The organism is Caproiciproducens sp. NJN-50 (assembly GCF_004103755.1).
Taxonomy (GTDB): Bacteria; Bacillota; Clostridia; order Oscillospirales; family Acutalibacteraceae; genus Caproicibacter.
The window spans coordinates 956,425-982,620 of sequence record NZ_CP035283.1 but is presented as its reverse complement, the minus strand read 5'-3'; the positions used below and the strand labels follow the sequence as shown (position 1 = coordinate 982,620).

Genomic DNA, 26,196 nt, shown 5'->3' with positions numbered 1-26,196 from the left:
ATGAAAGCGGTCATTACCGATTATCAATATGAAAATGTGGAGACGGAAAGAAAGCTCATTACGGAAACCGGCGCCGAACTGGTCGACTGCCATTGCAGGACGGAAGATGAAGTGATCGACGCGACCCACGACGCCGACGCGGTGGTCGTTCAGTACTGCAACGCGACGGAAAACGTGATCCGTCATCTGGAGCACTGCAAACTGATCATCAAATACGGCATCGGCGTGGACAACATCGACGTCCGGGCGGCAACGAAAAAAAAGATTTTTGTCGCGAACGTGCCGGACTACGGAGTGGAAGAAGTTTCAAACCACACGATGGCGTTTTTGCTTGCCCTTGCAAGAAAGCTGCCGCAGATGACGCAGGGATTAAAAGACGGCGTGTGGGGGTATTCCGGGGCTGTACCTGCCAACCGCCTCAGTCTCTGCACCTTAGGCCTGATCGGCTTCGGCCGCATCCCGCAGCAGGTCTGCAACAAAGCACAGGCATTCGGCATGCGTGTGCTGGCCTATGACCCCTATCAGAAGGAGGAAGCCGTCCATGGCGCCGGTGCGGAGCAGGTCGATTTCGACACGCTGCTGAAAGAAAGCGACTATATTTCGTGCCACTGCCCGCTGACAGCCCAAACCCGACACTGCGTCGACGCGGCCGCTATAGAGAAAATGAAACCCACGGCATGTCTGATCAACACCGCGCGCGGCGGCATCATCTGCGAGAGCGACCTGATCGACGCGCTGAAGCGGAAGCAAATTGCGGGGGCTGCGCTGGACGTGTACGAAAAGGAACCTCTGCCGGCAGACAGCGAGCTGCTAAACCTGCCCAATGTAATTGCCACCGCGCATTCCGCGTGGTATACGGAGGAAGCCATTCAAACGCTGCAGAGAAAAGTCGCCGAGGAAGTCGTCCGCGTTTTGCAGGGACTTCCGCCGCTGAATCCGATCAACCGTGAACTTCTCACAGGAAGCCATTCATAACGGCAATCTGAAAAGACTTCGACCGCTGATGCCTGCCGGATTCAAGGGCGTGAAAAGGACCTTTGGCCGGAAGAGAGCCGTTGGTTCGTCAAAGCGCTGTTTCCCAAACAGCATTTTATTCGATGAACTTGAAAAGCTACTGTATGACCATAAAAACGGTTCCCCGCTTTCGTGAGGAACCGTTTCTGAATTCCATATCATTTCTTCTGTCTGCTTCATGGAGTGCACCTCTCGCCCGGGAGGCGCCTCCTTTTCTTTATCGCCTCGGGGTGTAAAATTGTGAGAATTGAATTGCCGCTGCTCTGTCAGTCCCTGACCACCATCTCCCCATATTGTTTTTTCTCGTCGGTAATGAACCGGCGCACTTCTTCCTCCGTGGGCATGGACGCCGCGCAGCTGTGCTTGGACACAAGCATGGACGCGGACGCGCTGCCAAACTCAAGGCAGTCAATCATTTCCCAGCCGTTAAAAAGACCGAACAGGAACGAGGAGGCATATCCGTCCCCGCCGCCGAATCCTTTCATGGCCTGCACGGGAAAGGGCTTTACGGAATAGCTTTGCCCGTCAATGGTGTAAGCAGTCGAACCCTGTTTGCCGTGCTTGATAATCACAATCTTATTATTGAAGCCGAGCCAGCACTCTGCCCGGGCCTCATCGTTTTCACAAACGCCCATGATCTTTTCCGTCAGCTCGAATTCCTCCTGGGAACCGATGACGATATCGCTTTTTTCCGCCACGCACGAATAATAAATGGCGATTTCATCCTTGTTTTTCCAGTTATAAGGCCTATAATCGATATCGAATATAATTTTTGTATTTGTTTTCTTTGCCAGCCCAACCGCTTTCAAGGCAGCCTCCCTGGAAGGGCTTTCGCAAAGTGAGGTTCCTGAAATCAGAAGCGCCTTGGCGGAAGCAATATAGCCCTCATCAATATCATCGACATTGAGCTGCAGGTCCGCCACATGATCCCGGTACATGAGAAGGCTGCTTTGCATCGGGCTGAGGATTTCCGTAAAAGTAAGGCCTATTTTTTCCCCGTTGGTGCAGCGGACCACATGGGAAGTATCAATGCCTTCGTTCTTAAAAATTCCTTCTACAAAATCGCCCATCTGGTCATCGGAGATTCGCCCCAGAAAACCGACTTTCTTTTTCAGACGCGCCAGGCCGACGGAAATATTTGCGGGGGATCCGCCCAGATATTTTTTAAAAGTCAGGCTTTCCGAAAGCGGCCGGTTCATGTCAACAGGGTTGAAATCAACGGCAATTCTGCCGAGTGCGATCAGATCCAGCGGCCTGTCGGCGTCAAAATTAATGTATGACATCAGAATCCTCCTCGTTTTGTGGTTGATAAGATTTTTATGTGCACGCATTTTGGCCGGTTAAGCGATTGGAGCCTTTCCCCCGCTTCCGAATACCTCGATGTGTCTTTTCACGTTTTCGTAAGCACCCTGAATTTCACTTTCATGCAGGTCGTAATAACTGGCGATTTCTTCGCTTAGTATGCCGTGTTTCACGGCTTCATAGACCTTCTGAAACGTTGCGGTCGCGATGTTGAGCTTGACCATTCCCTTGCTGATGCAGGCACGGTAATCTTCATCGGTCAGCCCCGATCCGCCGTGAAGGACAAGCGGGACGGGAGTCGCGTTATGGATCCTCTCCAGAATATCGAACCTCAGATTTGGCTTTCCAACATAAAAACCATGCGCGTTCCCGATGGCGATTGCCAAAGCGTCCACGCCGGTCTCCTCGTAGAAGCGTTTGGCCGTCTCCGGGTCACTGTACACGATGCCGGAGGATCCGGTCCCGCCTTCGCTTCCCCCTACGCTGCCGATTTCCGCTTCGACCGCGGCGCCGTATTGTTCGGCCAGTTTTTTAACCTGCAGTGTTTTCTTAACATTTTCTTCAAACGGCAGGCTGGAGCCGTCAAACATCACGGAAGTAAAACCGTAGTCAAGAGCTCTATGTATGACGCTTTCCGTCTTGCCATGGTCAAAGTGGACGGCCACAGGCACTTCCGCCTTGTGCGCGGCCTCCACCATCGGCGGACCGATCACCTCGAGAGGAGAATGGACGAGCCGTGATTCCGCAATCTGCATCATCATTGGGGAATGGAGCGCCTCGGCGGCCCGAACGGTTCCCAGAATCATTTCCAAATTTGCCACGTTAAAGCAGCCGAGTCCATAACGGCCGCGTTTCGCGTCGGTCAGCAGGGTCCTCATATTTACAATAGCCAAACAAAATACCTCCTCGGTTCTTGCCAAAATTCTCAATGGAATTACAGAAAATGATACGCTTGGAAGGAGATTAGAATGCTTTTAAAATGGTCTTGATTAATATTTGATTTGATTTTGATAAAGTATTGTATATTGTCAGCGTTCCCTTTATAATGAAGTCAACAAGATTCAGTTAAGGGAGATTGAACATGAAAGCATCCAGAATAGAAGCCGTAGAAGCGTATGTCATGGGGAAAACCGTGGTCTCCATTGAGGAACTTTGCGAACATTTTAATGTATCAAAAAGCACAATTCGTAGAGATATAGATGAAGTCCTGCGGCGCGGTACCATTAAAAAGGTGTATGGAGGGGTATCCGCCAGCAAAAAACGCAGCCTGATTTCGTTTACGGAGCGCCACGTCGTGAACCCGGAGGAAAAGGACTGCATCGCCCGGCTGGCCTCCAAGCAGATCTGCAACGGAGATATCGTTTTTATTGATTCGGGCACCACAACATCACGCATCGTGGACTATCTGACGGACCGCAAAAATGTTACGATCATCACTCACAACCTGGACATTGCAATCCGCTCGATCCCGAATGAAAACATCAACCTGATCATACTGCCAGGGGTTCTGAACCGAAAGACTCTCTCGCTGGTCGGCTCCGAGGCGGCGGATATTCTAAGTACCTACAATATCTCAAAAGCTTTTATGGCAACCGCAGGGATTTCCTTGGAAGCCGGTGTCACAAACTCATCGGAACTGGAGTGCGGCATCAAAAAGATGGCTATGAAGAAAAGCTCGATGAGATTTCTGCTGATTGACGACAGTAAGTTCGATGCGGTTTCCCTAATGACCTATGCTCAAGCCGGCGATTTCACTGCGGTTGTCACCAACAAACAGCCTTCCGAAAAATTCAGAACCCTTTTTCAGAGGCTTGAAGTGAAATTAATCTGTCCGGATTAACTCCGTGAATCAATCCATGACGCCGACGACCTTTATAAATTCTCCGGGATGTTCGTCAAGATCGCGGACTGCCTGGGGAATTTCATCGAACGGGACGACCTTGCTTAAAACCTTGCGGACGTCGACTTTCCCTGAGTGGATCAGCCTGATCGCTTCCGGGAATTCTCCGACGCTGGTGCGGGAGCCTCTGATCTGCAGCTCGTTTCGGGTAATCGTGGCCGTGTCCAGCTCCACTTTCCCTTTGGGCCATCCGGTCAAAGCGATTCTGCCCGTTCGCGCCGCGTAGGTCAGGGAAGCGGCGACGGCCGGGATGGAGCCGGAGGCTTCCATGACGCACTCGGCCATTCTTCCTCCCGTGATCTTTTTCAGCTCTGCGGCCGCGTTCTGGCTGGCAACGTTGACGACGCGCTCCACCCCGCAGTTCTTTGCGGTTTCCAAACGCCCGTCGTCGACATCCAGCACGACGGGGATCCCGCCGTATTCCCTGCAGGCCATTGCCGCGAGCAAACCGATCGGGCCGGAACCGATAATGGCGAAATGTTCGCCCGCCTGAAGCTCGACGGTATGGATGGCGTGCAGAGCGATGGTAAGCGGCTCCGCAATCGCGGCGTGCTCCCAGGTCATGCCTTCCGGAATCCGGCAGAGCTGGCTGACCGGATGGGAAAAATATTCGCACATGGAACCGTCGGTCTGGACTCCAAGGCATTTCAGGGTTTCACAGCAGTTTGTCCTGCCCTTGGAGCAGGGGTAGCAATGGCCGCAGAACATATAAGGATCCAGAACGACCCTGTCGCCCGCTTTGAACCCCTGCGGATTGTCCTCCGCGATCCGGTATACGGTCCCGGCGGTTTCATGCCCGATGATCAGCGGATAAGTCACGTTGGGGCTTGTTCCGCGGTAAGCTGCCACATCGGAGCCGCAGATCCCCATGGACCTTACCCGGATGATTGCCTGTCCCGGTCTCAGCTCCGGAGCTTCCATCTGTATGACGCCGATTTTGTGCGGCTCCCGAATCTGGATTGCTTTCATATTTTATGTCACTCTTTTCACAGTTACTTAGACTCCGCTGTAAGCGGCGAACCCCCCGTCGATGGGAACCACAACCCCTGTGACGAATCCGGACGCCTTGGAATTCAACAGCCATAAAAGCGTTCCGTCCAGATCTTCCGGAGTGCCCAGCCGTCCCATCGGGGTATGGGCCAGTATTTTCTGGTATCTTGCAGTCGGCGTCCCGTCCGGGTTGTAAAACAGAACATGCGTCTGGCCGGTCGCAAAGAAACCGGGGGCCAGCGCGTTGACACGAATCCCCATTCTGGAAAAATGGACCGCCAGCCACTGCGTGAAGTTGCTGATCCCCGCCTTCGCACCGCTGTAGGCGGGAATTTTAGTAAGCGGGCGGAATGCGTTCATGGAGGAAATGTTGACGATGGTATTGTCCCCGCCGTCAAGCATATCCCTGGCGAATTCCTGAGTCGGCAGGAGCGTCCCCATAAAATTAAGATTAAAGACGAACTGGAAACCTTCCGGCGTCAGGTCAAAAAAAGTCAGGTCGCTTTCCGGCAGATTTTTTTCAAAGTATTCGCTTGTCGTCGTCGCACGGGGATTGTTTCCGCCCGCGCCGTTCAGAAGGATGCTGCATTTTCCGAACTCCTTCAGCACGGTTTCATGCGCCGAATGAATGGAGGCTTTGTCCAGCACGTCGCACTGCACGGCGACTGCCCGGCCGCCGTCCCTGCGGATTTCATCTGCGGTTTTTCTGGCGGCGTCGAGATTAATATCCAGAAGCGCGACTTTTGCGTGCGTGGCCGCGATGACCCGGGAAAACTCGCCGCATAAAACGCCGCCCGCGCCCGTCACGACAGCGGTTTTTCCCTCCAGATCAAGGGAAAAGGGATTTTGTTTCATCATGAATCAGCTTCCTTTAAAATGAAATGTTGAGCTGTTGAAAATTTGGGCCCGGCGTTGCTATTTTGAGAAAATCAGTCCAGGCAGCGCGGTCGAGATCTGGGGAATGAAGATGCACAGCAGGACAACCGCCAGCACCGCTCCCAGATACGGAAGCAGATAGGGAAGGGTATCCTTCAGCTTGCATTTGGAAATGCCCATCGTGATGAACAGGACACCGCCGACCGGAGGGGTCACGCCCGCGTAAACCAGAACGACGATCATGACCAGCGCAAACTGGATCGGGTTGATCCCGTACTGGGCGATGACCGGAAACAGAATCGGGGCGACGATAATCGTGGCGGACAGCGTCTCGATGAACATGCCGACAAACAGAAGGAACAGAACCAGCAGAATCATGATCATCTGTGGATTCCTTGTAATGGAGGTCAGGAAGGAGATGACCATTTGCGGAAGTTTCGCGTAAGCGACCAGCCAGCTGAAGATGGAGGCCGCCGCCACGATCAGCAGGGACATGCCGGTCATCGACGCCGCGTTCAGGACGATTCTGGGGATATCTTTCAGCTTGAAGCCCTTGTAGACAAGCCAGCCTACAATGAACGCGTACACGCAGGCGACCGCTCCCGCTTCCGTCGCCGTAAATACGCCGCCCACAATGCCGCCGATGATAATAAGCGGCATGATCAGCGCGAGGGAAGCCTTTTTTAACGCATGCAGGATCTCTTTAAAGGACGCCCTTCTTTCTGAGCGGATCCTGTATTTCTTGGCGTACAGATAGGTGATGAACATCAGGCTCAGCCCGATCAGAATGCCGGGGATCACACCGGCCATGAACACTTCACCGATCGAGGTGTTCGTCAGGGAACAGTAAATGATCATGGTGAGGCTCGGCGGGATGATCGGTCCCAGAGAACCCGCCGACGCCTGAATGACCGCAGCCAGGCCGGCCGGGTAACCCCTTTTTTTCATCGGTCCGATCATCATGCTGCCGACCGCCGCCGTATCGGCGGCCGCGGAACCGGAGATGCCGGCAAAGATCGTGCTGGTCAGAACATCCACCAAGCCGAGGCCGCCTGTGATATGGCCAACCAGGGACTGTGCGAAATCCACGATTCTTTTGGAGATTCCTCCGCTTTCCATCAGCTCCCCCGACAGCATGAAAAACGGAATCGCCATCATGCTGAAGGAATCCACGCCGGAAAACAGTTTGTGGCCGACCAGAACGGGATTGATCGTGCCGGTATTAAAAATGGCAATAACCGAGCCCAATCCCATCGAAAAGGCGATCGGCACGCCTAAAACGAGCAATATGAAAAAGATAATGAATGCAATCGCAAGCATAGTTTTTCCTCTCCATCACGGTATGGGCGGAACAGAAACCGCGGCCCTTGGACCGCGCCGCCCGATCGTTTAATTTTCAATCTCACTTTACTCATCCGTCTCGGAAACAGCCGGGTTTTTTCCTTCTTTCAATTTATTGATGCAGTAAAAGACCTGCTCAATCAGCATCAGGACGGAACCGAGAGGAATCGCGAGCATCACCAGGCCCATGTTCAAATGCAGAATGGAAGAAGACTGGACCAAGTTTGTCTGGCACAGAATGATTCCAAGGTAAATTACCACCGCCAGAAAGGCTATGCAGCACAGGTTCACGACCGAAAAAGTGATTTTCCATATTTTTTCCGGAAGGGAATCCAGCAGGATGTCGAAGGTGATATTCATACCCTTCCGAACCGTAATGCTGCCGCCGACATAGATCAGCCAGATAAAGCAGTAGCGGGAAGCTTCGTCCGCCCAGGGCAAAGCATTTTGAAAAACGTACCGGAACAATACCTGAATGAAAACAATGATAACCAGCACAATAAACAAAACGGTCACAAACGCGTCCACCGTTTTGCGGATGCCGTTGAAAAATCTAGTGTTCATCTATGGCTCTCTCCCCTTTACAGAAATTGTTCCGCCGGGCCGGCCCGGAAAAAGTACGGACCGGCGGAAACATGCCGCTCTCAGGCGGTTTTCTGAATCGTGTTGTAAAGATCCTCCCAATTGTTCTGCTTGACGAAATCGTCGACGTAGGGCTTCACCGCCGCTTTGAAGGGCGCTTTGTCCACTTTCGTGATTTTCACTCCGTCCTTCTCCAGCTCGGCGTATTTCTCGTCAAAAAGCTTGTCCGTGTACTTGTAAAAGTAAGTAAGCGCTTCCTTGCTGGCTTCTTCGAAAGCCGTTTTCTGGGAATCGGTCAGCGATTCATAGACTTTTTCGCTCATGTTCAGCGCGGTGAAGGTCATCACATGCTCCGTCTGCACATAGTTTTTCGCAACCTCATAGAACTTTTGAAGGACCATGTATTCCGCGTGGCCCTCCAACCCGTCGGCGACGCCGGTCTGCACTGCCGTGTAGGCTTCTCCGGAAGAAATGACGCTGGGATTTGCGCCGATCAGCTCAAAGAATTTGATGATCGTCGGGGCTTCGGGAGTCCTCATCTTCAGATTTTTAAAACCGTCGATGGAATTGACGTTCATTTTTTTGACCAGGCAGTTACGGAAGTTCAGGCATTCTATGGTAATGGGACGGATGCCGGAAGCCTTTACCAGCCGGTCTTTCAGCGGCTGAATAATGTCGGAGGAACTGACGTCGATCGCCTGCTTCCTGGTGTCAAAAACGTAAGGAAGGTCCAGCAGGCCGCAGGAGGCGTCATAATTCGCCCACAGGGAAGTGTCGGACATCGCCAGGTCGAGCGTGCCGAGCTTCAGCGCTTCCAGGGCATCCTTCTGTCCATAGAGCTGCCCGTTCGGGTAAATGGTGATCTTGATCTCGTTGTTGGTTTTCTGATTCACCAGTTCTGCAAATTTTTTAAACAGGACCATGTTGCTGTCGTCCTCGGTAACGTGGCAGGAGAGGGTCAGTTCCCGCGTCTTGCCGCCTGCGGAGGAGGATGTGCCCGATGCTGAGCCGGCTGTGGGAGAGGCGGTACCGCTTCCTCCGCACGCCGTCAGGGCAATGCAGATTGCGGCGGTCAGGATTGCTGCCAAAAACCTTTTCATCTTCATTTTCAATACACTCCTTTTATTTCTAATACTTATGGGGCCCTCTTTGACGGTTCGGAACAAAGATCGTTTCTCTGCGGATTCGTCTGCCACAGAAGCAGAATTCCTGAGGAATTCAAGTTAAAGTTCCCAAATAGGTTCCCGCGGATATAAGAAAAGCGGAGAATAGAAATAAACAGCGAAATAAAAGGGCAGCGTTTTGACTATGTAATTGCACGCTGCAAAAAGGAGAATAAGGAGATCAGAAATGTTTCGCCGCTGCCCTTCTATGAGGAATGATCGGAGCAATTAAATGGTGCCGTCCCAGGTGGAAACGTTCGTCGATTTTCCTTCCTCCTCGTCAAACCAGCGGGTCGTGACCGTTTTGGTATCCGTATAGAAGCGAAAACCGTCCTTGCCCAGCACGTGCAGGTCACCAAAGAAGGACTGTTTGTGTCCGGAGAAAGTGAAATATCCGACGGGGACGGGAATCCCGACGTTGACGCCGACCATTCCGCCGTCCGTGCGGGCTGCAAACTCACGCGCGTAATGCCCGCTCTGGGTGAAAATAACGGAGCCGTTTGCAAATGGGTTCGCGTTCATAACGGCCAGTCCCTCTTCAAAGTCCCGGACGCGTTTGAAGCAGAGAACGGGGCCGAAAACCTCGTGGTCGCCGATCGTCATACCCGGCTCAACGCGGTCGAAAATAGTAGGCCCAAGGTAAAAACCGTTCTCATAGCCCTCTACTTTGACATTGCGCCCGTCCAAAACCAGCTCGGCGCCTTCGTCGATGCCCTTTTGGATCCAGTCCAGAATAAATTTGCGGTGGCCTTCGTTGACAACGGGTCCGAGCTTCGTCGCTTTCTCATAGGCCGGCCCGACCTTAATGCCTTTTGCCTGCCTGACAACCTCGGCAATCAGAGCATCCGCGACGTTTTCCTGTACAGCGACGACAGGCAGCGCCATGCAGCGCTCTCCCGCGCAGCCGAAGGATGCGTTGATAATTCCGGCAGCCGTCCTCTGAATGGGTGCGTCGCCTAAAACCAAGGCATGGTTTTTCGCTTCGCACAGGGCCTGCACGCGTTTCCCGTTTGCCGCCGCAGTGGAGTAAATATGCAGCCCGACTTCGGTGGAACCGACAAACGTAACGGCTTTAATGTCCGGATGTCTCAAAAGGATTTCGGATTCATTGCGCGAGCAGGTCACCACGTTGATGACTCCGTCGGGCAGGCCGGCTTCTTTATATAATTCGGCAAAGCGAAGCGCGGATTGCGGGGTAAAGGTGGCCGCTTTTAAAACCATCGTATTGCCGCAGGCAATGCAAATTGGCGTCATCCATCCCATGGGGATCATGGAGGGAAAATTCCAGGGAATAATACCGGCGCAAACGCCGAGCGGGATGCGGTAATTCACCGTGTCATACCCGCTGGAGGCATTCATCAGGCTGTCTCCCATCATGAGCGACGGAGCCGACAGAGCTTGCTCCGTTCCTTCCTTAGCTTTTAGAACGTCCCCTTCCGCTTCTTTCCAATTCTTACCGTTTTCTTTCGCGACAAGATAGGTAAGTTCATCCATATGTTCTACGATCAGCTCCCGCATGCGGTACAGAATCTGAACGCGTTTTGGAACCGGAGTCGAGGACCACGCGGGAAAAGCCGCTTTCGCGCTTGCGATGGCCCGCTCCACTTCTTCCTTTGTGCAGCGCGGGACCTTTGCGATCACTTCTCCGGTACTCGGATCATAAGCATCGCTGTAAACGTCCGTTTTTGATTCGATGAATTCCCCGTTAATAAAGCACTGCAGAGTTTTTGCTTCGGACATAATGATTTCCTCCCATGATGAATATATGAATTAATTTTGATAAACTATTGATTAATTTCAGATTCAATTATATATATTTATTGCTTTTTTTAGATTCGTATCAGAAATTATAGGCATAATTTTTAAATATTTTTTAAACATCGCCTTAATATGTTCATAATATTGCCTACATGTGCGATTTTTGATTGCTCTTAAACATTTTCTTATCGTCAAACAGTTGATGTGCAGTGCGCGAGGTATGAATAACGGCCCCGTTGGGGCCATCATACCAACCGGGCTTAAACGGTTGCATAAGATCACTGCTATTGCTATACCCGGGCTCAACACAAAGCGTGTAGTCAAACTATTAAAAAGAGGGTACTCCCGCCGCCGGCACAGGAGTACCCTTTCTCTTTTGCGAAAGCAAAACAGAGCCCTCTATTTATACTTTTGTGTATTTCCCGCCGGACTCACCTGCTTTTCAAATTATAGAACATTTCGTTTTTATAGGCTTCCACACCCGGCTGATCGAAAGGATTTATGCCGATGAACGTTCCTGAGAGATAGCAGGCAAACTGGAAGAAATAAAACAGCTGTCCAAAATAATAAGGCGTCAGCTTGGGCAGTGTAATCACACTGCACGGGATTCCTCCATCGATGTGAGCTTTCACTGTGGCACGGAAAGCAATATCGTTGATTTCTTTGACTGTTTTTCCGTCGAGATAATCAAAACCGTCTTTGAATCTATCATCCGGCTTTACCACATAATCCTGCTCTACTGCTTCAACCTGAAGGAAAAGCTCCGAAAGGTCCCTTTTCCCATTCTGAATATATTGCCCGACGGAATGAAGGTCTTCCGAAAAAGAACACGCGACCGGATACAGACCTTCGTGATCTTTTCCCTCGCTTTCCGCGAAAAGCTGAACCCACCACTTTGCAAAGCATTCCAGATCCGGTTCAAAGAAGGACAGAAACTCCATCGCAAAGCCCTGTTTTTCCAGACAGCTGCGCACTGCCGCATAAGTCACGGCAGGGTTGTTGTGAAAGGGAGCCTTCTTGATCTCCAGTTCCATTTCCCTAGCGCCAAGGATCATCTGGTCAATATCGATCCCTGCAGCGGCGACAGGAAGCAGGCCGACCGGTGACAGCACGGAATACCGCCCTCCGATGTCTGCGGGGAACGGCAAAAACAGATATCCGTTTTCATCTGCAAGACGGTTCAGGCTGCTGCCCTGCGTTCCGGTCGCAACAATTCTTTCTGAAAAATTTTCTCCGTGCTGCTCCCGTAGAAACCTGCGAAGGATTCGGAAAGAAAGACCCGGCTCCAGCGTTTCAAAATTTTTGGCGATCACATCAATATAAACGGATTTCCCTTTAAGCTTTTCCAAAAGCTCGTGAACGCGAATGCTGGAAAGGTTGTTCCCAGCATAGACCACTTCCACTTTGGAGTTTTTTGCAAGGGCCTCGACCACCGCACGCGCCCCGTTGTTGGAGCCTCCGACACCTACAAGCACAAACGCGTCCGCTTTTTCTTGAATCTCCCCGGCTTTGCGTTTTATCTGGTTTACAAGGTCCGGCGCGGTCCACTTTTCAACATCAAACCAGCCAAATACCCGTTCCGGATCTTCTTCTTTTTCTTTGAACAGTTGCTGAAGCAAATTTTTATTGCTTTCTATATAGGAATCCACCTTCGCTTTTCCAATAAAATCAACTGCGTTTTCAAAATTGAATCTTAACATGATTTCCTCCTGTAATGAAGATCGGGGATCACTGTAAACACACAAACATAAATGACAGGAAAGCAGGGCCGGCGTCTATCTGCCGCCGAGTGACCGGCAGAAGGCAATGACCTCCATAAAAGCGGCGCCTTCCTTAATTTTTTCCTTAACCGCTTGCTCATGCTGCGGAGGGCAGATATTCTTGACGCGATGCCATATCATTTCATCGCTGAATCTTTTGTCATAATTTCTTGGAACAAGATCACAGGTGCTCTGATACCACAGCAGCATTGCCGAACGCATTTTCTCCGCAATTGGTCTGTATTCCAGCCGGTCGATCTGATTTCTCTCTTCTTTCGTGTCTTCCTTCAAATTGTAAAATTCATCCCTGCCGCCGGTTCTCAGAACGTATTTATAATGCCCGTCGCAGATCATTGTTCCCTTTTCGTGAGCATCAGAGTCAAGCTGGGCCTGCTGCCTGGGCCAGTATTCACGTGTTCTGTCCGATGGATCGCCGCCATAGGCATGGTATTCGTCGCACTGCCGCTCGTACGGCATGCGCCCACCCTCGCAGAAGGCATATTGCTTTATTTGAATGCTTCTGTCCGCCAAAATCGTCCGCAGGCTTTTTCCGAAAGAATCGTGAGAGGAACTCACCTGTGCGAAATCCATCGCCGTGGCGTAAAAGTCCACCAGTTCCGCTACGCTCTCTGTGACGCCTGGGTCGACGGGTACTCCCTTTGGCGGCTTAATCAGAAGCGGTACGTTGGTCAGACAGTTTTCAAACGTATTCTGCGCTTTTTCCGGCAGATCGAAATCACCCGTGTAATCTCCATGGTCACTGAAGAAAAAGATCGCGGCATTATCATAGCGGCCCGCAGCTTTTAAGGCATCGCAGATTTTCTGAAACTGTTCGTCGACTTTTATGCACATGCCAAGGTAACAGGCCCGAAGTTCCGTCCAGTCCCGTTCCGTATAGCGACCTAAGGCCATGTACTCGCGCAGCCGCTCTTCCATTGGTGGTTTGCCCGCCTTTGGCAGCACCCGCGCTCTTGGCGGGAGCTTTGTCCTGTCGACTGCCGAAAAATAGGGGTCTTCTACCGCATAGGGCGGATGCGGTGCCATCAGGCCGAGAAACAGGCAGAGGGGGCGGTCCGAATGGAAGGACAGAATTCGTTTTGCCGCACCGTCGACCGCCTCGTCATCCGAAGAATAATTTCTGCCGTCCCGATCCTTTTTTAATTTGCCTCGGTAGAACGAGTAATAATTTTTGTCACCCGGTTTTCCTCGCGGGTCTGGCTGTTCCGGTCCCGGAGCCGCGGGCGCGTCTCCGCCGTAAAAAATTTCACTTGCGTGTTGTTCCAAAAGTCCCGGAATCTGACCGGCGACCAGATCGTTTCTGGCATTCATCCAGACATAATAGCCGGCGTCCTTCAGTTCGCTGAAAAGCGATGGCTCTCCTTCCCGGAGCAGATACTGCATAGTCCTGTGGCCCCTCACATGCGGGTAAAGGCCGGTCGCAAAACTGCAGCGGCTTGGAACACAGACCGGATTCTGGCAAAAGGCATTGCGAAAAGAAACCGCGTCCCTTTGAGCGAATCGATCCAGATTCGGAGTAATCGCCGCGGGATTTCCCAAATGTCCAAGGGCGTCGGCCCTCATTTGGTCCGGATTGAATATAATGATGTCCGGTCGCCGATCCATACATACAGTCCCCCTTCATTGAAAAAAATCCCGTACTGCCGAATGCACAAACGAATTTGCACTCGGCAGACCTTGGGAATGGAAATACCAATCAATTATTCGGACGTTTCAACCTCCTTCTCCTTTAAACGCAGTGCCTTGATTTCCTGTTCCATTTTCAATTCTCCCGCCCGGTCCATGGGGTAGTATTTCATGGCGATCAGAGAACAGATGTAACCCGCAATAGGGAGGAGCGTCGTCAAATACAGAATCGCCTGCAGGGTCCCGCTTCCCTGCTGCGTCAGCTTGGCATTGTATCCGGTGGAACTCAGGATCGCACCGGCAAAAAACATGCTGAACGCCTGACAGCATTTGTTGACAAAAGTAAAGGTGGAATTGACAAGCGCGGAACCGTCGCGGCCTGTCTTTAACTGAGCATAGTTGGCTGAATCGAGGACGGCGGAACGGCTCACCAGGTTATTGAAATTGAACGTAATGGTAATGGCGATATAAGTAAACATGACTGCGGCGACATTCGGGCTTCCGAACAGCAGAGGAAGCGTAAAAAGAATCGCAAGGGACTCAACTCCGATAATCAGCTTCCGTTTGCCGGCTTTGGCTACCATCGGTTTGATGACCGGAACCAGAACAAAGGAAACGACAAGCCCGACATAGCCGAGCCAGTTGATCAGATCTGTCCGTCCGCCCATGTTGTACTTGAAAAAATACATACGGAGGGCCGTGGAAATCTGATAGGCAAACATATCGGTGCCATAGGCAATCAGCACGCAGATCAGGGCGCGGTTTTGGGTGATGACGGAAAATGTTTCTTTTAGCGTGTGCTTCTTCTCTTTCTCTTTTTGAACCGCCACATACGGCCTGTAAACGTCCAGCCTCTTCGCGGACTGAGCGGAAACAATGAACAGAACGGTAGAAATCACGGCGATAATGATACTCACGACGAACCATGACCGCGAATTGTCCTGACCTCCGAATAGGTCGAGAAGCGGAAGGACAAAAGAAGTGATGACAAGGTTGCCGATAGAGCCGAACGCCTGGAAAATCGCCTGAATTCTCGTGCGTTTCGCAACATCATTAGAAAGAATAATCGGCAGCGCAAGCTGCGGGATCTGCACGACCGTCCATGCCAAGCTGTACATGATGTAGCAGATGTAAGCGTAAATCACTTTACCTGTGACGCTGAGGTTGGGTGTCGTAAACATCAGCACAAAGATTATGCCGAGAAAAGGCGAGCCAAAAATGATAAATCCACGGTATTTTCCAAATCTTTTTGTATTGGTCCGGTCAACGATCATGCCCATCAGCGGATCGGTGACGGCGTCAATTAAACGGGCCACCATAAAAATAGTGCCCGCCACGAGCGCGGAGACCCCCAGGATGTTGGTGTAAAAATACATTACATAGGTGCCGACGAAAAGAAAAATAAGGTTATTGGCAAGGTTCCCGACACTGTACTCCCAAATATTTTTTTCGGGTGCTTCCATCATTTCAGCCTTTGAGCTAGAATCCATTTTACACTCTCCTCCAAATGTCGTTTATTGGACTGTGACCTTGCAGGTGTAGCTGCGCCTTCCCAAGACGTCAGCGGGTTTTCCCGTCAGTGCGACCTGCCCCCTGAGCGGCAGATCATGCGCATTCGTGCCAACCATAAGGTCCAGTACGCCCGGCTCCACGACAAAAGCCATGTCCTCGTTGTAATAACCAAGCTGCGCGGTATCGAGCGTGAACCTTACCGTTTTTCTCTCACCTTCTTTCAGGGAAACCCTCACAAAACCGGCAAGCTGTTTATTTGGACGGACAATATGCGCACCGTTAAAATGAGTATAGAGCTGTACAACCTCGTCCCCTGGGCACCCGCCCGTATTGGAGACGCTGCAGCTGATATGAATTTCCCCATCCGTTGGCATCTGCTTTTCTTCCACAGAAAAATCCGACAGATGAAAATCGGTATAACTGAGGCCGTAACCGAAGGGATAAAGGGGAGTATTGTCTTCATCAACATAGCCCCCGGAAAAAATATCTGAACAAAACTGTTCGTCACCGGTGTCGGCATAGCCGCTGCCCGTCCTGTGGTTGTAATATAAGGGCACCTGTCCCACGCTTCGCGGTATGGTAACGGGCAATTTCCCTCCCGGATTGGCCGTACCGTCCAGAACATCGGCAACCGCTCTCGCTCCATAAGGGCCGGGAAGCCATGCCTGCACAATGGCCTGCACATGTTTCTGCGCCCATCCGACCGAGAAGCACCCGGGCCCATACAGAACCAATACGACAGGTTTGCCGACGGCAGTGACCGTCTCCAGTAATTCCTCCTGGACGCCCGGGAGGTCAAGGTGACAACGGTCCTTTCCTTCCCCGCCGGTCACATTGACCCATCCGCAGTTTCCGCCGAGCGCCATGATGACAACGTCGCTCTGACGGGCAGCTTCGACCGCTTCCGGGAACCCGTCCTTAGAAAGATCGATGATCCCGCAGCCCTGTGCGTAGCGGACTTCAAAGCGGCTGTTCAAAACCTCCCGAAGGGAACGGCTTCCCTCTTCACGGAGAACGGCATTCATATCGCTTATCCGAGCGACGTCTTTGCTGTCGAACATCGCGAAAACGGCATCGAACGGGCCTGCGGCTTTTTCTTTGTTTTCCAGTTTGGATTTTTTCCTTTCGTCCATGATCCCGTTAAAAGAGATCTGCTCTGCCCGCTCGGTGTTTTTACTGTTTTCAATCATCTCGACATAAGCCGGGTATGTATATCCGCTAACCGGATAGCGCAGGCTGTCGGCATGCGGTCCAATCACCGCCAGTCTTGCACCCTTTTTCAGCGGCAAAGTTCTAGTTTCGTTCTTTAGCAGAATCATTGACTTTTCGGCAATTATTTCGCTTATGTTTTGCTTTTCCGGTGCCGTCATGGAAACGGCGGCTTTCTCTTCCTCTACATAAGGATGTTCAAACAGGCCGCAGTTGAACTTGATCGTCAGGATCCGCCGCACGGATTCATCCAGCAAAGATTCCTCCAGCTGCCCATCCCGCACATAGTCCGGCAAGCTGCGGAACGCCTCCCCTACAGGAATCTCGGTGTCAAGCCCCGCCCTTTTCGCAAGGAGCCCGGCTTCCTGATAGGTGGCGGAAAGATGGAAGCAGTCAAACATCTTCCAGATCGCCCCTCCGTCCGAAGTCAGCATCCCCTGAAAGCCCATGGTGTCGCGGAGCAGCTTATGAGCGATTTCCCTGTTGGCTCCGACACAAAGCCCGTCAATTTCAGAATAAGACGCCATCATTCCGCCCACACCGGCCTCCTTGGCAACAGCCTCAAAGGGGGTCGCAAAAACCTCGTACAGCTCACGGGGATTTATCCGGGTCACCGCGGTGTTCAACCCGGCCTGCGTCTCTGCGTAACCGAGGAAATGTTTGGCAATGCAGCTGACTCCGGTATTCTGCATTCCGCGCACATAATGAATTCCCATCTGGCTGATCAGATAGGGGTCTTCCCCGAACGTCTCATAAGTTCTGCCCCACCTGGGGTCTCTTGAAACATCCACAACGGGGCTCATTGCTGAGTTGATTCCAACCGCGTGCGATTCTTTCCCAATCACGGCGCTCATCTTCTCCGCAAGGTCCGGCATCCATGTGGAGGCGACATTGAGCATCGCCGGAAAAATCGTTCCGCCTTTAGCCGGATATCCGCAGAGGTTTTCCGACTGCAGCGCGACCGGAATCCCCAGGCGGGTCTCCTCCATAAAAAAGTGCTGAATATCGTTGGTTGCGCGGGCAATCATCGCCGGGTCAATCAGCCCAACCAGAGAATACTGGGTGAAGCGGCCCAATCCGTCCGGAAACTTTTCCCTCAGCCTTGCGCGGTCCACCACGCCGTTAGCAATAAAGGAACCCGGCAAATCCCCGCACAGCTGCGCCGCTTTTTCTTCCAGCGTCATACGGGAAAGCAAATCTTCCACGCGTTTTTCCACCGGCTGCAAGCTGTCTTTGTAAATCTCCATCTGATAACCCCCTAAATATTTTATTTACAGAAGGAAAGCGGCCAATTAATTAAAGCTTTTAATTAATTGCGTGCTATTTCCTTTCCATAGGGTACAAACAGAAAAACGTATATTACTACTCCAATAAAAATTTCCGCAGTACCTTCGCCGCACTGCCCTTCGCGCCGCGGTACAGGTCGAAAGAAAGAAACTCAATGCCGACTTCCTTCTCATTCAGCCCGTACAAATGCTTGGCGATTACATCCCGAAGCTTCTTTCGGTTGCACTCCTGTTTCATCAGATACCCATCCACCACCACTAATCCCGGGCTAATTAAATTGATCAGGTTCGCCAGTGAGATTCCAAGATATTCCACGGCGTGTTCCACAATTTCACAGACAGAAAGATCCCCCATCTGTTGTGCGCGCAAAACTGTTTTTATATCTAGGGCATCTGCCTTTTCTTCGGAAAGCAAGCTCCTTAAAACAGGAGCCTTCCCCTCTTTGCAGGCTTCTCTGCAAAAATTTAAAATCGCAGTTTCGCTCGCCACCGCATCCAGGCACCCGGCATGGCCGCAGGTTGGGCAGATCGGTCCGTCTGGCTGCGCAAGCGTATGTCCTATTTCTCCGGCGCCCGCCGTATAACCGGCAATTACATTCTCCTGAATCATCAAAGGGCAAGCAATTCCCTTCGATATATAGTAATAGGCAAAAATGTCAGGGCGCAATTTTCTCACAAGCAGTTCTTCCCCAATCGCCCTCATACGCACATTATTGTCTATCGTGACTCCCAGTCCTAATTCCCTTCTCAAATCTTCCATAAGGTTTTTCCCGTTCCAGGATTGTCTGGAGTTGCTCCGAATGACGCCCTTTTCGCTTTCAATAAAACCGGGAAGCCCGACACCGGCCCCCAACAATTTGTGTTGCGGCAAATGTGAGGCAATGTCTCTGATTTCTCCCGCCAATTCGGGAAGCATCCTGTCATATTCCTGGGGAGCAATTGGATATTCTCTCTGAAAGACAATCTTGCCAAGAAGGTCTGTTGCGCAGACCGTGGTACAATATGGTCCAAGTTCTGCACCCACCGCATAGGCCGCATCCGCTTTGAAGCTCAGCACAGACGGCTTACGCCCGCTCTGGGGATTGACCGGCGTTTCATCCGACAGGGGGGCTTCTTTCAGCAAGCCATCCGAAAGCATGGAAGCGACATTTGTTGTAATGGTCGGCAACGTCAATCCCAAAGCCTCCGCGATCTGGATTCTGGTGATCGGAGCGTATTTGTAGATCACTTTTTTAATGCGGACCCGGTTCAGCCTTTTGATTTCCAGCAGGCCATACCCTTTTTCTTCCATAGAGTTTTCAACTTTCTCTCTCAATTAATTAAAAGTTTTAAGTTTTAATAAAGAATAACACGTTTTCAAATTTTAGTCTACTCACAAATTTAATAATATATAGGATATTATTTTATATACATTTCAAATCAAAATTATGTTATCAGTTTCCAAACAGAGTGTTGCCGCCCCGGAAGCCGTCGCCTGGTCTTTCCGCATCGGTACAGCAAAGGCGCTATCATCTTTACATTAGGAAAACGGGTAACAGCGGCTGAAAATATTCCTTTTCGGCTTCGGCCTGTAGGAGCGATGGAATATATTGGAATCGAATATATTCTTTTTTTTACAAATGAAGACCCAAAAATTCTCTATCATTGATACTAAGAATTTCCATGTAACAGAGGGGTATTTCGAATGAAAAAAACGATTTGTCTTGCCGGACTTTTTCTAATTTTTTTCGCTTTCTTCCTCATCGGTGGAAAATCGGCTCTTGCAGATTCGATTTCCACCGGCGGGGATGTATCGGTCGACTTATCGGGTAATATCGCCGTCTATCCGGGCAAAGGCCTTGAGTTTACAATTACCGGGGACGCCACCTTCGTGGCGGGGACTTCCAATGTTGTCAGTTCCTGCCTAAGCAGCTGGACGGGAAGCAAGCATACTTACAGCCTCAGCGCGATCGGGGATCCCGGCTCCACTACGGGGCTTTATCTGTTAGTTCCGGGGAAACCTGCGCAAGAGTTCTGTATCCTCACCGTAGCCGAGGACCCCAACAGCGCAAAAGTCAAAGTACAGTCTGACACCACAGGCGATTTCACTCTGGCGAAAGGTCTTACATACCAGTTTAAAATCACGTCCCCGTATAATCCGTCGAGTAATACGCTGATGTTTGAAACGGACTCTCCCAATGTTGTCAGCACTCAGAGAATTGCAAAAGTCACCGATGGCGACGACTACTATTTCCGTATCGCCGCCACAGGGGAAGCGGGCCAAAGCGCAGGGATTTACGCTTATCTGACCGGGCAGGGCAGGAAGAAAATCTGCACGGTGACCGTAGGACCAAGGCTGCCCGACCCGCTCCTCCGGTCAGACACGACCCGCGACTTGGCGATCCTCCAGGGTTCCAGCTATCAGTTCAGGATCACATCACTGACCGGCGCGCCTGTTCGGTTCACCGCAGGTACTTCCGGCGTTTTCAGCACACTGCTGACGAAGCGTTCCGGCAACGATTACTATTACAAAATAGCGGCGTTGGGGAACCCGGGCTCCGTTACAGGGCTATACATGTCGGTTGCGGGAGAGCCCGCACAGAAAATATGTACCGCCTCCGTTTGCCAGCGGGGCTATTTCATTTCGGATACGAATCAGGATTTCAACCTGTTGGCGGGCTGTTCCTACACTTTTAAAATCACCGCGCCGGGTGCAAAAACAGTAGATCTCACGGCGGGCGCAGGAAATCGTGTTAAAGTGGCCGGCACCGGACGGTCGGGCGATGACTTTTATTTCACCGTTGGCGGCTGGGGGGCGGATCCCATGCAGGGCAGGATTTCTCCGGCTGTGAGAAGCGGCATTTATGTCTCGGTAGACGGTTTTCCGCCCCAAAAGGTATGTTCCGTCTACTTCGAAAGCTAGCCGGCACAGGGAGAAACCCGACAGGCTGTGGCAGCACGACCGGCCTGTGCGAAGGCCCCACCGGCTGAACTCCGGCCTGTAAGCAGACCAGTTTACAGGACGGCAGCGGCAATGGGGTAACCTACAAAGGCCAGCATCGCAATGCTGATCAGGGCTATCAGACCGCCGTACTTGAACATGACTTTCATATCCACCCAGCCGCTGCTGGCCACAACGGCCATCGGCATGGTCGAGGGCGGAGTAGCGAATGCATAAGAAGCCGCTGCGCCAATTAAGGAGGCCAGAGCAACCATGTTGATGTTGCCCATAGCGAGAGCAATTGGGGCGGAAATGGTGTAGAAAACAGTGGCGCATACAGTATTGGAGGCAAAGTTGGTCATGACGATACACAGGGTAGCAATGGCCAGGATGAATACGGTTTGGTTCATGCCGGAAACCAGAGGAGTCACATTTTTAATCAGGAATTTGGAGATGCCCACATTGTCCAGGACCAATGCACCGCTAAGGACCAGCACGGCGGAGTTGAAGATCAGGGCGCTCCAAGGCACACCGTGGGTAGCGGCGTCCTTATAGTTCATAATGGGCTTGCCATCCACTTCTATCACACACATGATGATGATTGCGATCATGACGGGCACTGCGTTGCCCAAACCAGCCAGGTAGCCCCCCGCCGCAGGTATAATGTTCTTCAGGAAGCCCTGCAGGATCCAGACGGCGATAACGCCGGCAAACAGGCCGGCCGCTATTTTTTCCTGCTTGCTCATGGGCGGCAAATCATTGCGCAGCTTGGTTGCATCATAGTTGGCCAGCTTGTTCAGATCGGGATGGTACAGAAAGCGGTAAACCAAAATCAGTGCCGTAAAAATCAGAAGGCCGGTTGCTATGCCGAAGGCGCTGTAGGCAATGATGTTTACACTCAAACCGGTTTGTTCCTGCAACAGCTGGATGGGAATCAGGATGATGGCGTGGCCCAAAGGGGTATTGGCGGAGCCAATACCCACGGAAATCCCCAGGCCCAGTACCAACATCTGGGGGAAACGGTCGCCCTTTTCATACTCAAGCTCTTTAAAAATCTGTTCTGCAATCGGGAGGAAAATCAACAGAGCAGCTGTTTGAGACATGAAAGAAGCCATAACCATCGCGCCGAAAAGGAACATGGTCACAAACATCCACGGGCTCTTCTGCGCCAGTTTATTGGTGAAAAACCACACGGCCAGCCGGCGGGAGAGTCCTACCTGAGACAGCGTGTAGCTCATCATGAAGAATACCATCAGGAATGCAATGGTGGCGTTGCCAAATCCGCTTTTGAAAATTTCGGCAGGTTTCATAATCTGAAACGCCGCCAGAATCGCCATACATAGAAAACTGGGCCAGTCAATGCCAATAAAGTTCCACATCAACATGATACCGATAAAAATACCGATTACCTGCATGCTGGTGGAAGTCAGGCCGGCCGGTGCCGGAACAAATTGAAACAGCAGGATAAACGCCAAAGACAGGATCATCATGATCAGTTTGCTTTGATTCTTTTTCATTGCAACTCCTCTTCCCTATTGATTGCCTTATTCGCCGTATTCTTCTTTCAGGCAGTCCCTGAGAGCATCCACAGCGAGCTCATCCAGGTTTTTGCCCTCCCGTATGGCCAGAGCCGCCGCGTAGCCGGCTGACTCGCCCACATTCATCATGATAGGCATTACGCGTATCGCCCCAAACGCCTTGGTGTCCGCGCTGAGGCACCTGCCCGCAACGATAGTCCGGTGAAGTCCCCTGGGCAGCAAACAGCGGTAGGGGATGTAATACACGCCCGGCAGCATTTTCCATACGACCGAATTGGTCGCCGGATCGTGGATGTCCATGGGATAGCAGCCGCAGGCCACCCGGTCGTCAAAACGGGTCATCTGCTCCAGATCCCGGATGGACAAAGTGTATACGCCGCAGATTTTGCGGGCATCCCGCACCCCCACACTGGAGGCAATACCGGAAATGTACGCTTGTTGCATGCCGGAAACCTTTTGCTGGACGAAGTGAAAAATGGGTTCGATCTGAGCGCGGGCTTCAATGATACCCCGTGTGGAGTCTGCCGTGTCCTCGTAGTCGAATTTGGTCCGCGTGACATTCAAGCTCACATCCTTCGTTCCCGGGATAGGAGTGAACGCCAGGATGCTGCCCTTCAGAATTCCTTCTTCACGGCCCCGCCGGATAGTCTCATCCAGCCGATCGCTGTGTACAAAGGCATCCACCGCCTCCAGGTCCACGTTTGAAATACGAAACATCAGTGTGGCTATCATTCTGTTCTCCGCCCGGACCGCCACCGTTTCACCCCCCAGGGCACGGATCAGCGCAGCATTTCCGCTTGCATCGATCAGATAGCGGCTCGTTAGTTCCAGGGTTTGATAAGCGCCCCTGGCGGCGATAGTACATGTTTCCTGTTTCTCCCGCGCGCCGGTCAGTTCTGTTTCATAAAACAGGGTGATACCGGCTTCCACTGCCATTTGCTCCAAAAGCAGTTTGAGCATTTCGGGATTATAGCGCAGGCGGTCGACCTTCACGTCCTTATTGGACGACATGGGGACGGCGAAATAGTATGCCGCATATCCGCTCCGGATCATCCGTTCGAAGATTTCCCGCTCAATCCCCCGATAGAGCGGCGCGCCATGGAAACCGGCTGCATTCATTTCTGTAAGGCCCGAACTCGTTGCCATTCCGCCCAAGCAGGTGCCCTTTTCAACCACCGCCACGCTCAGCCCCTCCCGGGCCGCCGCGATGGCGCTGAGGGTTCCTGCGGTCCCGCCGCCTACCACAATCACGTCAAATGTATTTTTGATTTCCACTTAATCCCTCCTAGGATTATGATTTGATGACTGGCACGGCATCCGCCGTGTTTTTCCCATTTCCTGGCGTATTCCTCCGGGAGGCGCCCCTGATTTTTTGCTCGCGGGCTTCAAGGCCGCCTATGATTATCAGTTTAGCCAAGAAACCTGGCCAACGCAATTTCAATTTGGAATCCTGTGTTTTGAAAATTGAATAAGTACATAGATTCTCGCAATATGGATTCCATTTTGGAATCGGATATCAAATTGGAAAATAACATTTCCAATTTGATATCCAATTCCGGAAGGTTTGTTTTGGACTTCCGTTGTCTTTCTTTTTTTGACGTGCTATTATTAAATCGTTACAGCATAACGTACAAGGAGGGCGTGGCTTGATGGATTTGTTTCAGATAAAATGCTTTATTCATATCGTAGATCAAAAGAGCTTTACCAAGGCAGCTTTTGAAGTATCGATCTCCCAGTCCGCGCTGTCCAAAAATATAAGTAAACTTGAAAAGGAACTGGGCATCCAGCTTTTCGACCGCAGCAAACGGTTAGCCACCCTGACTCCGGCAGGTCATGAATTTGAATCTTACGCCCGAAAAATTCAGACCGATTACGACGCTTTGCTTTCGGCAGTCAAGCGGTTCTCCACGAGCGGCCACCTGCATATAGGCAGCGTAGAACACATGGGCCGCGTGGGCCTTACTGCACCGATTTCCTCGTTTCTAAAACAGTATCCTGACAAAAGCGTCTCCATCGACATTGAAAAAGGAGATACCGTGGGACTGATGAATCAGCTGATGGCCGGAAAAATCGACATGGCCTTTATAGCCCACATCATTTCTCCCATTTCCAAAACCTCAAACATCGATGCATATCAGTTAGGGCAGTACCGTCTCTACACTCTTTTGTTAGATGAATATCATGTGATTATTGGTCCCCAGCACAAATTTGCGAAGCGCGAGACGATCTCCTGGCAGGAGCTTGCCGCCGAACGGCTGGTGATTCTGAACGAAAGCTACAGCTTGAATACCATAATCCGGGAAACCTTCCGCCAGTGCGGACTGCGGCCCGACATCGTCTTTGAATGCGACCAGGTGGATACCATTTTGGGTTTGGTAGAAGAAAATTTCGGCGTATCCCTTCTCTCGAAACGGATCGCAACCACGAAATACAACGTGGTTGCGATCCGGATGGATTCCCCGATTACCCGCAACACTGTTCTGGTTATTCCAAAAGAGGTCGAATCCCATCAGCGCCTCGCGGGGCAATTTGCGCACCATATCATAAATTATTACGAAGACATGACCGGCGGGTCCTCCATCCGCGTAGTTTCCGGGCAGTCTTAACCTGGGAATAAGCCCGGCTTCCTGTTCTTCCGGCGCATTCGCAAGTTTACTATTCCAGCTTTGCAGTCCGAATCAGAAATTCCGCCGCCTGTTCCAGCGGAACCTGAAATTTATTTCTCACGGCGATATAGCTTAAAGAAACAGCGGCCGCCCCACAAAGGGGCGGCCGCTGTCAATAGAACCAATACGGTTTAACTTGCTGTAAATCGAAATTGACGTAAATTGGCATTGCATCATATTATATAACAATTCTGTATTTCGGAGGGATAAAATGAGCAGTTATAGTTGCTCTCGCACCTATTATTTAAGATGTTTGCAAGAAAACGCTGATCATATTGAAGTTCAGTCCATTTCTGAAAATGCACAAAACGGCGACGTTGAGAGCGAACGTCAACTTGATCCGAATTCCTCTCAGGACAGCGACGAAGACAGAGAATTCCGGTTTCACGAACGCTTGAGCGACGAACGCCGGCCTTTCGGGAAAAATCCGAAAAGAACGGGCGCTGACGGCGAAGCTCAGTCCTATTCTCAGATTTTAAGAGATTTTGCCGATCAGATGGGAGATCAGCCCGGCTCAAACATTCTACGTGACGTGGCCGATAAAAAAGAACACCGTTCCGAGATATCGCCGTAAATGAACAGAGCGGCCCTTACGGACTGGTCTTTTATTTTCACTTTCAGAATGGCCGTCCCTTTGCGGGGCGGCCATTGTTTACCAGCCGCCGTGTAATCACGCCCGTATCTATGCGGCAGGTTGCCGTGGAGCCGGCGGGAGAACCGGGTCGGAACTGTTAT

21 protein-coding genes are annotated in these 26,196 nt (G+C 51.5%); 5 read left to right on the top strand and 16 right to left on the bottom strand.

Annotation, left to right across the window (positions count from 1 at the left end):
• Positions 1-975, top strand: a complete 975-nt coding sequence (locus EQM14_RS04695; protein ID WP_128741863.1) for a C-terminal binding protein — start codon at positions 1-3, stop codon at positions 973-975.
• On the opposite strand, the gene EQM14_RS04690 is transcribed toward EQM14_RS04695, so the two are convergent.
• The 3 genes from EQM14_RS04690 to EQM14_RS04680 all read right to left on the bottom strand — a co-directional run bounded on the left by EQM14_RS04690 (position 970) and on the right by EQM14_RS04680 (position 3,209).
• Positions 970-1,194, bottom strand: coding sequence for a hypothetical protein (locus tag EQM14_RS04690; protein WP_128741862.1), 225 nt, complete (start codon positions 1,192-1,194; stop codon positions 970-972). The two genes, EQM14_RS04695 and EQM14_RS04690, sit on opposite strands and share 6 nt — an antisense overlap.
• 86 nt (positions 1,195-1,280) lie before the next feature.
• Entirely contained in the window at positions 1,281-2,297 is a 1,017-nt protein-coding gene (gene iolC, locus EQM14_RS04685; protein ID WP_128741861.1) for a 5-dehydro-2-deoxygluconokinase, read from the bottom strand.
• Positions 2,298-2,354: 57 nt separating this feature from the next.
• Positions 2,355-3,209, bottom strand: a complete 855-nt coding sequence (locus EQM14_RS04680; RefSeq protein WP_205703204.1) for a class II fructose-bisphosphate aldolase — start codon at positions 3,207-3,209, stop codon at positions 2,355-2,357.
• A gap of 188 nt (positions 3,210-3,397) precedes the next feature.
• Between EQM14_RS04680 and EQM14_RS04675 the strand changes: the two genes are divergently transcribed.
• Positions 3,398-4,156 (top strand): DeoR/GlpR family DNA-binding transcription regulator, encoded by a 759-nt coding sequence (locus tag EQM14_RS04675; protein WP_128741860.1) that lies wholly within the window; start codon positions 3,398-3,400, stop codon positions 4,154-4,156.
• 9 nt (positions 4,157-4,165) lie between these two features.
• On the opposite strand, the gene EQM14_RS04670 is transcribed toward EQM14_RS04675, so the two are convergent.
• The 11 genes from EQM14_RS04670 to EQM14_RS04620 all read right to left on the bottom strand — a co-directional run bounded on the left by EQM14_RS04670 (position 4,166) and on the right by EQM14_RS04620 (position 19,628).
• Positions 4,166-5,185, bottom strand: coding sequence for a zinc-dependent alcohol dehydrogenase (locus EQM14_RS04670; protein ID WP_128741859.1), 1,020 nt, complete (start codon positions 5,183-5,185; stop codon positions 4,166-4,168).
• A 27-nt stretch (positions 5,186-5,212) separates the two neighbouring features.
• Positions 5,213-6,061 carry an SDR family oxidoreductase gene (locus EQM14_RS04665; RefSeq protein ID WP_128744233.1) on the bottom strand — a complete coding sequence of 283 codons (849 nt, stop codon included), beginning with the start codon at positions 6,059-6,061 and terminating at the stop codon, positions 5,213-5,215.
• A gap of 60 nt (positions 6,062-6,121) precedes the next feature.
• Entirely contained in the window at positions 6,122-7,402 is a 1,281-nt protein-coding gene (locus EQM14_RS04660) for a TRAP transporter large permease (protein WP_128741858.1), read from the bottom strand.
• Between the two features lie 87 nt (positions 7,403-7,489).
• Complete coding sequence (locus EQM14_RS04655) at positions 7,490-7,987, bottom strand: TRAP transporter small permease (RefSeq protein WP_128741857.1); 498 nt, start codon at positions 7,985-7,987, stop codon at positions 7,490-7,492.
• An 80-nt stretch (positions 7,988-8,067) separates the two neighbouring features.
• The gene (gene dctP, locus EQM14_RS04650; protein WP_243112628.1) at positions 8,068-9,111 is read right to left on the bottom strand and encodes a TRAP transporter substrate-binding protein; all 1,044 of its coding nucleotides are present in this window, start codon (positions 9,109-9,111) and stop codon (positions 8,068-8,070) included.
• A 285-nt stretch (positions 9,112-9,396) separates the two neighbouring features.
• Positions 9,397-10,908, bottom strand: a complete 1,512-nt coding sequence (locus EQM14_RS04645; RefSeq protein WP_128741856.1) for a CoA-acylating methylmalonate-semialdehyde dehydrogenase — start codon at positions 10,906-10,908, stop codon at positions 9,397-9,399.
• Between the two features lie 449 nt (positions 10,909-11,357).
• Positions 11,358-12,626 (bottom strand): glucose-6-phosphate isomerase, encoded by a 1,269-nt coding sequence (locus EQM14_RS04640; protein ID WP_128741855.1) that lies wholly within the window; start codon positions 12,624-12,626, stop codon positions 11,358-11,360.
• 75 nt (positions 12,627-12,701) lie between these two features.
• The gene (locus tag EQM14_RS04635; RefSeq protein WP_128741854.1) at positions 12,702-14,309 is read right to left on the bottom strand and encodes a sulfatase-like hydrolase/transferase; all 1,608 of its coding nucleotides are present in this window, start codon (positions 14,307-14,309) and stop codon (positions 12,702-12,704) included.
• Positions 14,310-14,404: 95 nt separating this feature from the next.
• Positions 14,405-15,820, bottom strand: a complete 1,416-nt coding sequence (locus EQM14_RS04630) for an MFS transporter (protein WP_128741853.1) — start codon at positions 15,818-15,820, stop codon at positions 14,405-14,407.
• Positions 15,821-15,844: 24 nt separating this feature from the next.
• Positions 15,845-18,298, bottom strand: a complete 2,454-nt coding sequence (locus tag EQM14_RS04625) for a glycoside hydrolase family 3 N-terminal domain-containing protein (protein WP_128741852.1) — start codon at positions 18,296-18,298, stop codon at positions 15,845-15,847.
• A 115-nt stretch (positions 18,299-18,413) separates the two neighbouring features.
• Positions 18,414-19,628 (bottom strand): ROK family protein, encoded by a 1,215-nt coding sequence (locus tag EQM14_RS04620; protein WP_128741851.1) that lies wholly within the window; start codon positions 19,626-19,628, stop codon positions 18,414-18,416.
• A gap of 393 nt (positions 19,629-20,021) precedes the next feature.
• On the opposite strand from EQM14_RS04620, the gene EQM14_RS04615 reads away from it, so the two are divergent.
• Positions 20,022-21,239, top strand: a complete 1,218-nt coding sequence (locus EQM14_RS04615) for a hypothetical protein (RefSeq protein WP_128741850.1) — start codon at positions 20,022-20,024, stop codon at positions 21,237-21,239.
• A gap of 92 nt (positions 21,240-21,331) precedes the next feature.
• Here EQM14_RS04615 and EQM14_RS04610 read toward each other — a convergent pair whose 3' ends face one another.
• Positions 21,332-22,774: an SLC13 family permease gene (locus tag EQM14_RS04610; protein ID WP_128741849.1), complete on the bottom strand. Its 1,443-nt coding sequence runs from the start codon at positions 22,772-22,774 to the stop codon at positions 21,332-21,334.
• 27 nt (positions 22,775-22,801) lie between these two features.
• On the bottom strand, positions 22,802-24,070 hold the full coding sequence (locus EQM14_RS04605; protein WP_128741848.1) for an FAD-dependent oxidoreductase: 1,269 nt from the start codon (positions 24,068-24,070) through the stop codon (positions 22,802-22,804).
• Positions 24,071-24,444: 374 nt separating this feature from the next.
• Here EQM14_RS04605 and EQM14_RS04600 point away from each other — a divergent pair, with 374 nt between their 5' ends.
• Together EQM14_RS04600 and EQM14_RS04595 are read left to right on the top strand one after the other, a co-directional pair.
• A complete protein-coding gene (locus EQM14_RS04600) occupies positions 24,445-25,401 on the top strand; it encodes a LysR family transcriptional regulator (RefSeq protein ID WP_243112752.1) in 957 nt (318 codons plus the stop codon).
• Positions 25,402-25,672: 271 nt separating this feature from the next.
• Positions 25,673-26,035, top strand: a complete 363-nt coding sequence (locus EQM14_RS04595) for a hypothetical protein (protein ID WP_128741846.1) — start codon at positions 25,673-25,675, stop codon at positions 26,033-26,035.
• Positions 26,036-26,196: the final 161 nt, after the last annotated feature.

Bases quoted from the DNA above. Each gene is read 5' to 3' on its own strand.
- EQM14_RS04630 (WP_128741853.1), bottom strand. From the start codon at position 15,820: ATGGATTCTAGCTCAAAGGCTGAAATGATGGAAGCACCCGAAAAAAAT.
- iolC (WP_128741861.1), bottom strand. From the start codon at position 2,297: ATGTCATACATTAATTTTGACGCCGACAGGCCGCTGGATCTGATCGCA.
- EQM14_RS04660 (WP_128741858.1), bottom strand. From the start codon at position 7,402: ATGCTTGCGATTGCATTCATTATCTTTTTCATATTGCTCGTTTTAGGC.
- EQM14_RS04645 (WP_128741856.1), bottom strand. From the start codon at position 10,908: ATGTCCGAAGCAAAAACTCTGCAGTGCTTTATTAACGGGGAATTCATC.
- EQM14_RS04670 (WP_128741859.1), bottom strand. From the start codon at position 5,185: ATGAAAGCAATCCAGATTCGGGAGCCGCACAAAATCGGCGTCATACAG.
- EQM14_RS04625 (WP_128741852.1), bottom strand. From the start codon at position 18,298: ATGGAGATTTACAAAGACAGCTTGCAGCCGGTGGAAAAACGCGTGGAA.
- EQM14_RS04600 (WP_243112752.1), top strand. From the start codon at position 24,445: ATGGATTTGTTTCAGATAAAATGCTTTATTCATATCGTAGATCAAAAG.
- EQM14_RS04655 (WP_128741857.1), bottom strand. From the start codon at position 7,987: ATGAACACTAGATTTTTCAACGGCATCCGCAAAACGGTGGACGCGTTT.
- EQM14_RS04675 (WP_128741860.1), top strand. From the start codon at position 3,398: ATGAAAGCATCCAGAATAGAAGCCGTAGAAGCGTATGTCATGGGGAAA.
- EQM14_RS04595 (WP_128741846.1), top strand. From the start codon at position 25,673: ATGAGCAGTTATAGTTGCTCTCGCACCTATTATTTAAGATGTTTGCAA.
- EQM14_RS04615 (WP_128741850.1), top strand. From the start codon at position 20,022: ATGAAAAAAACGATTTGTCTTGCCGGACTTTTTCTAATTTTTTTCGCT.
- EQM14_RS04690 (WP_128741862.1), bottom strand. From the start codon at position 1,194: ATGAAGCAGACAGAAGAAATGATATGGAATTCAGAAACGGTTCCTCAC.
- EQM14_RS04635 (WP_128741854.1), bottom strand. From the start codon at position 14,309: ATGGATCGGCGACCGGACATCATTATATTCAATCCGGACCAAATGAGG.
- EQM14_RS04640 (WP_128741855.1), bottom strand. From the start codon at position 12,626: ATGTTAAGATTCAATTTTGAAAACGCAGTTGATTTTATTGGAAAAGCG.
- EQM14_RS04665 (WP_128744233.1), bottom strand. From the start codon at position 6,061: ATGAAACAAAATCCCTTTTCCCTTGATCTGGAGGGAAAAACCGCTGTC.
- EQM14_RS04620 (WP_128741851.1), bottom strand. From the start codon at position 19,628: ATGGAAGAAAAAGGGTATGGCCTGCTGGAAATCAAAAGGCTGAACCGG.
- EQM14_RS04695 (WP_128741863.1), top strand. From the start codon at position 1: ATGAAAGCGGTCATTACCGATTATCAATATGAAAATGTGGAGACGGAA.
- dctP (WP_243112628.1), bottom strand. From the start codon at position 9,111: ATGAAGATGAAAAGGTTTTTGGCAGCAATCCTGACCGCCGCAATCTGC.
- EQM14_RS04610 (WP_128741849.1), bottom strand. From the start codon at position 22,774: ATGAAAAAGAATCAAAGCAAACTGATCATGATGATCCTGTCTTTGGCG.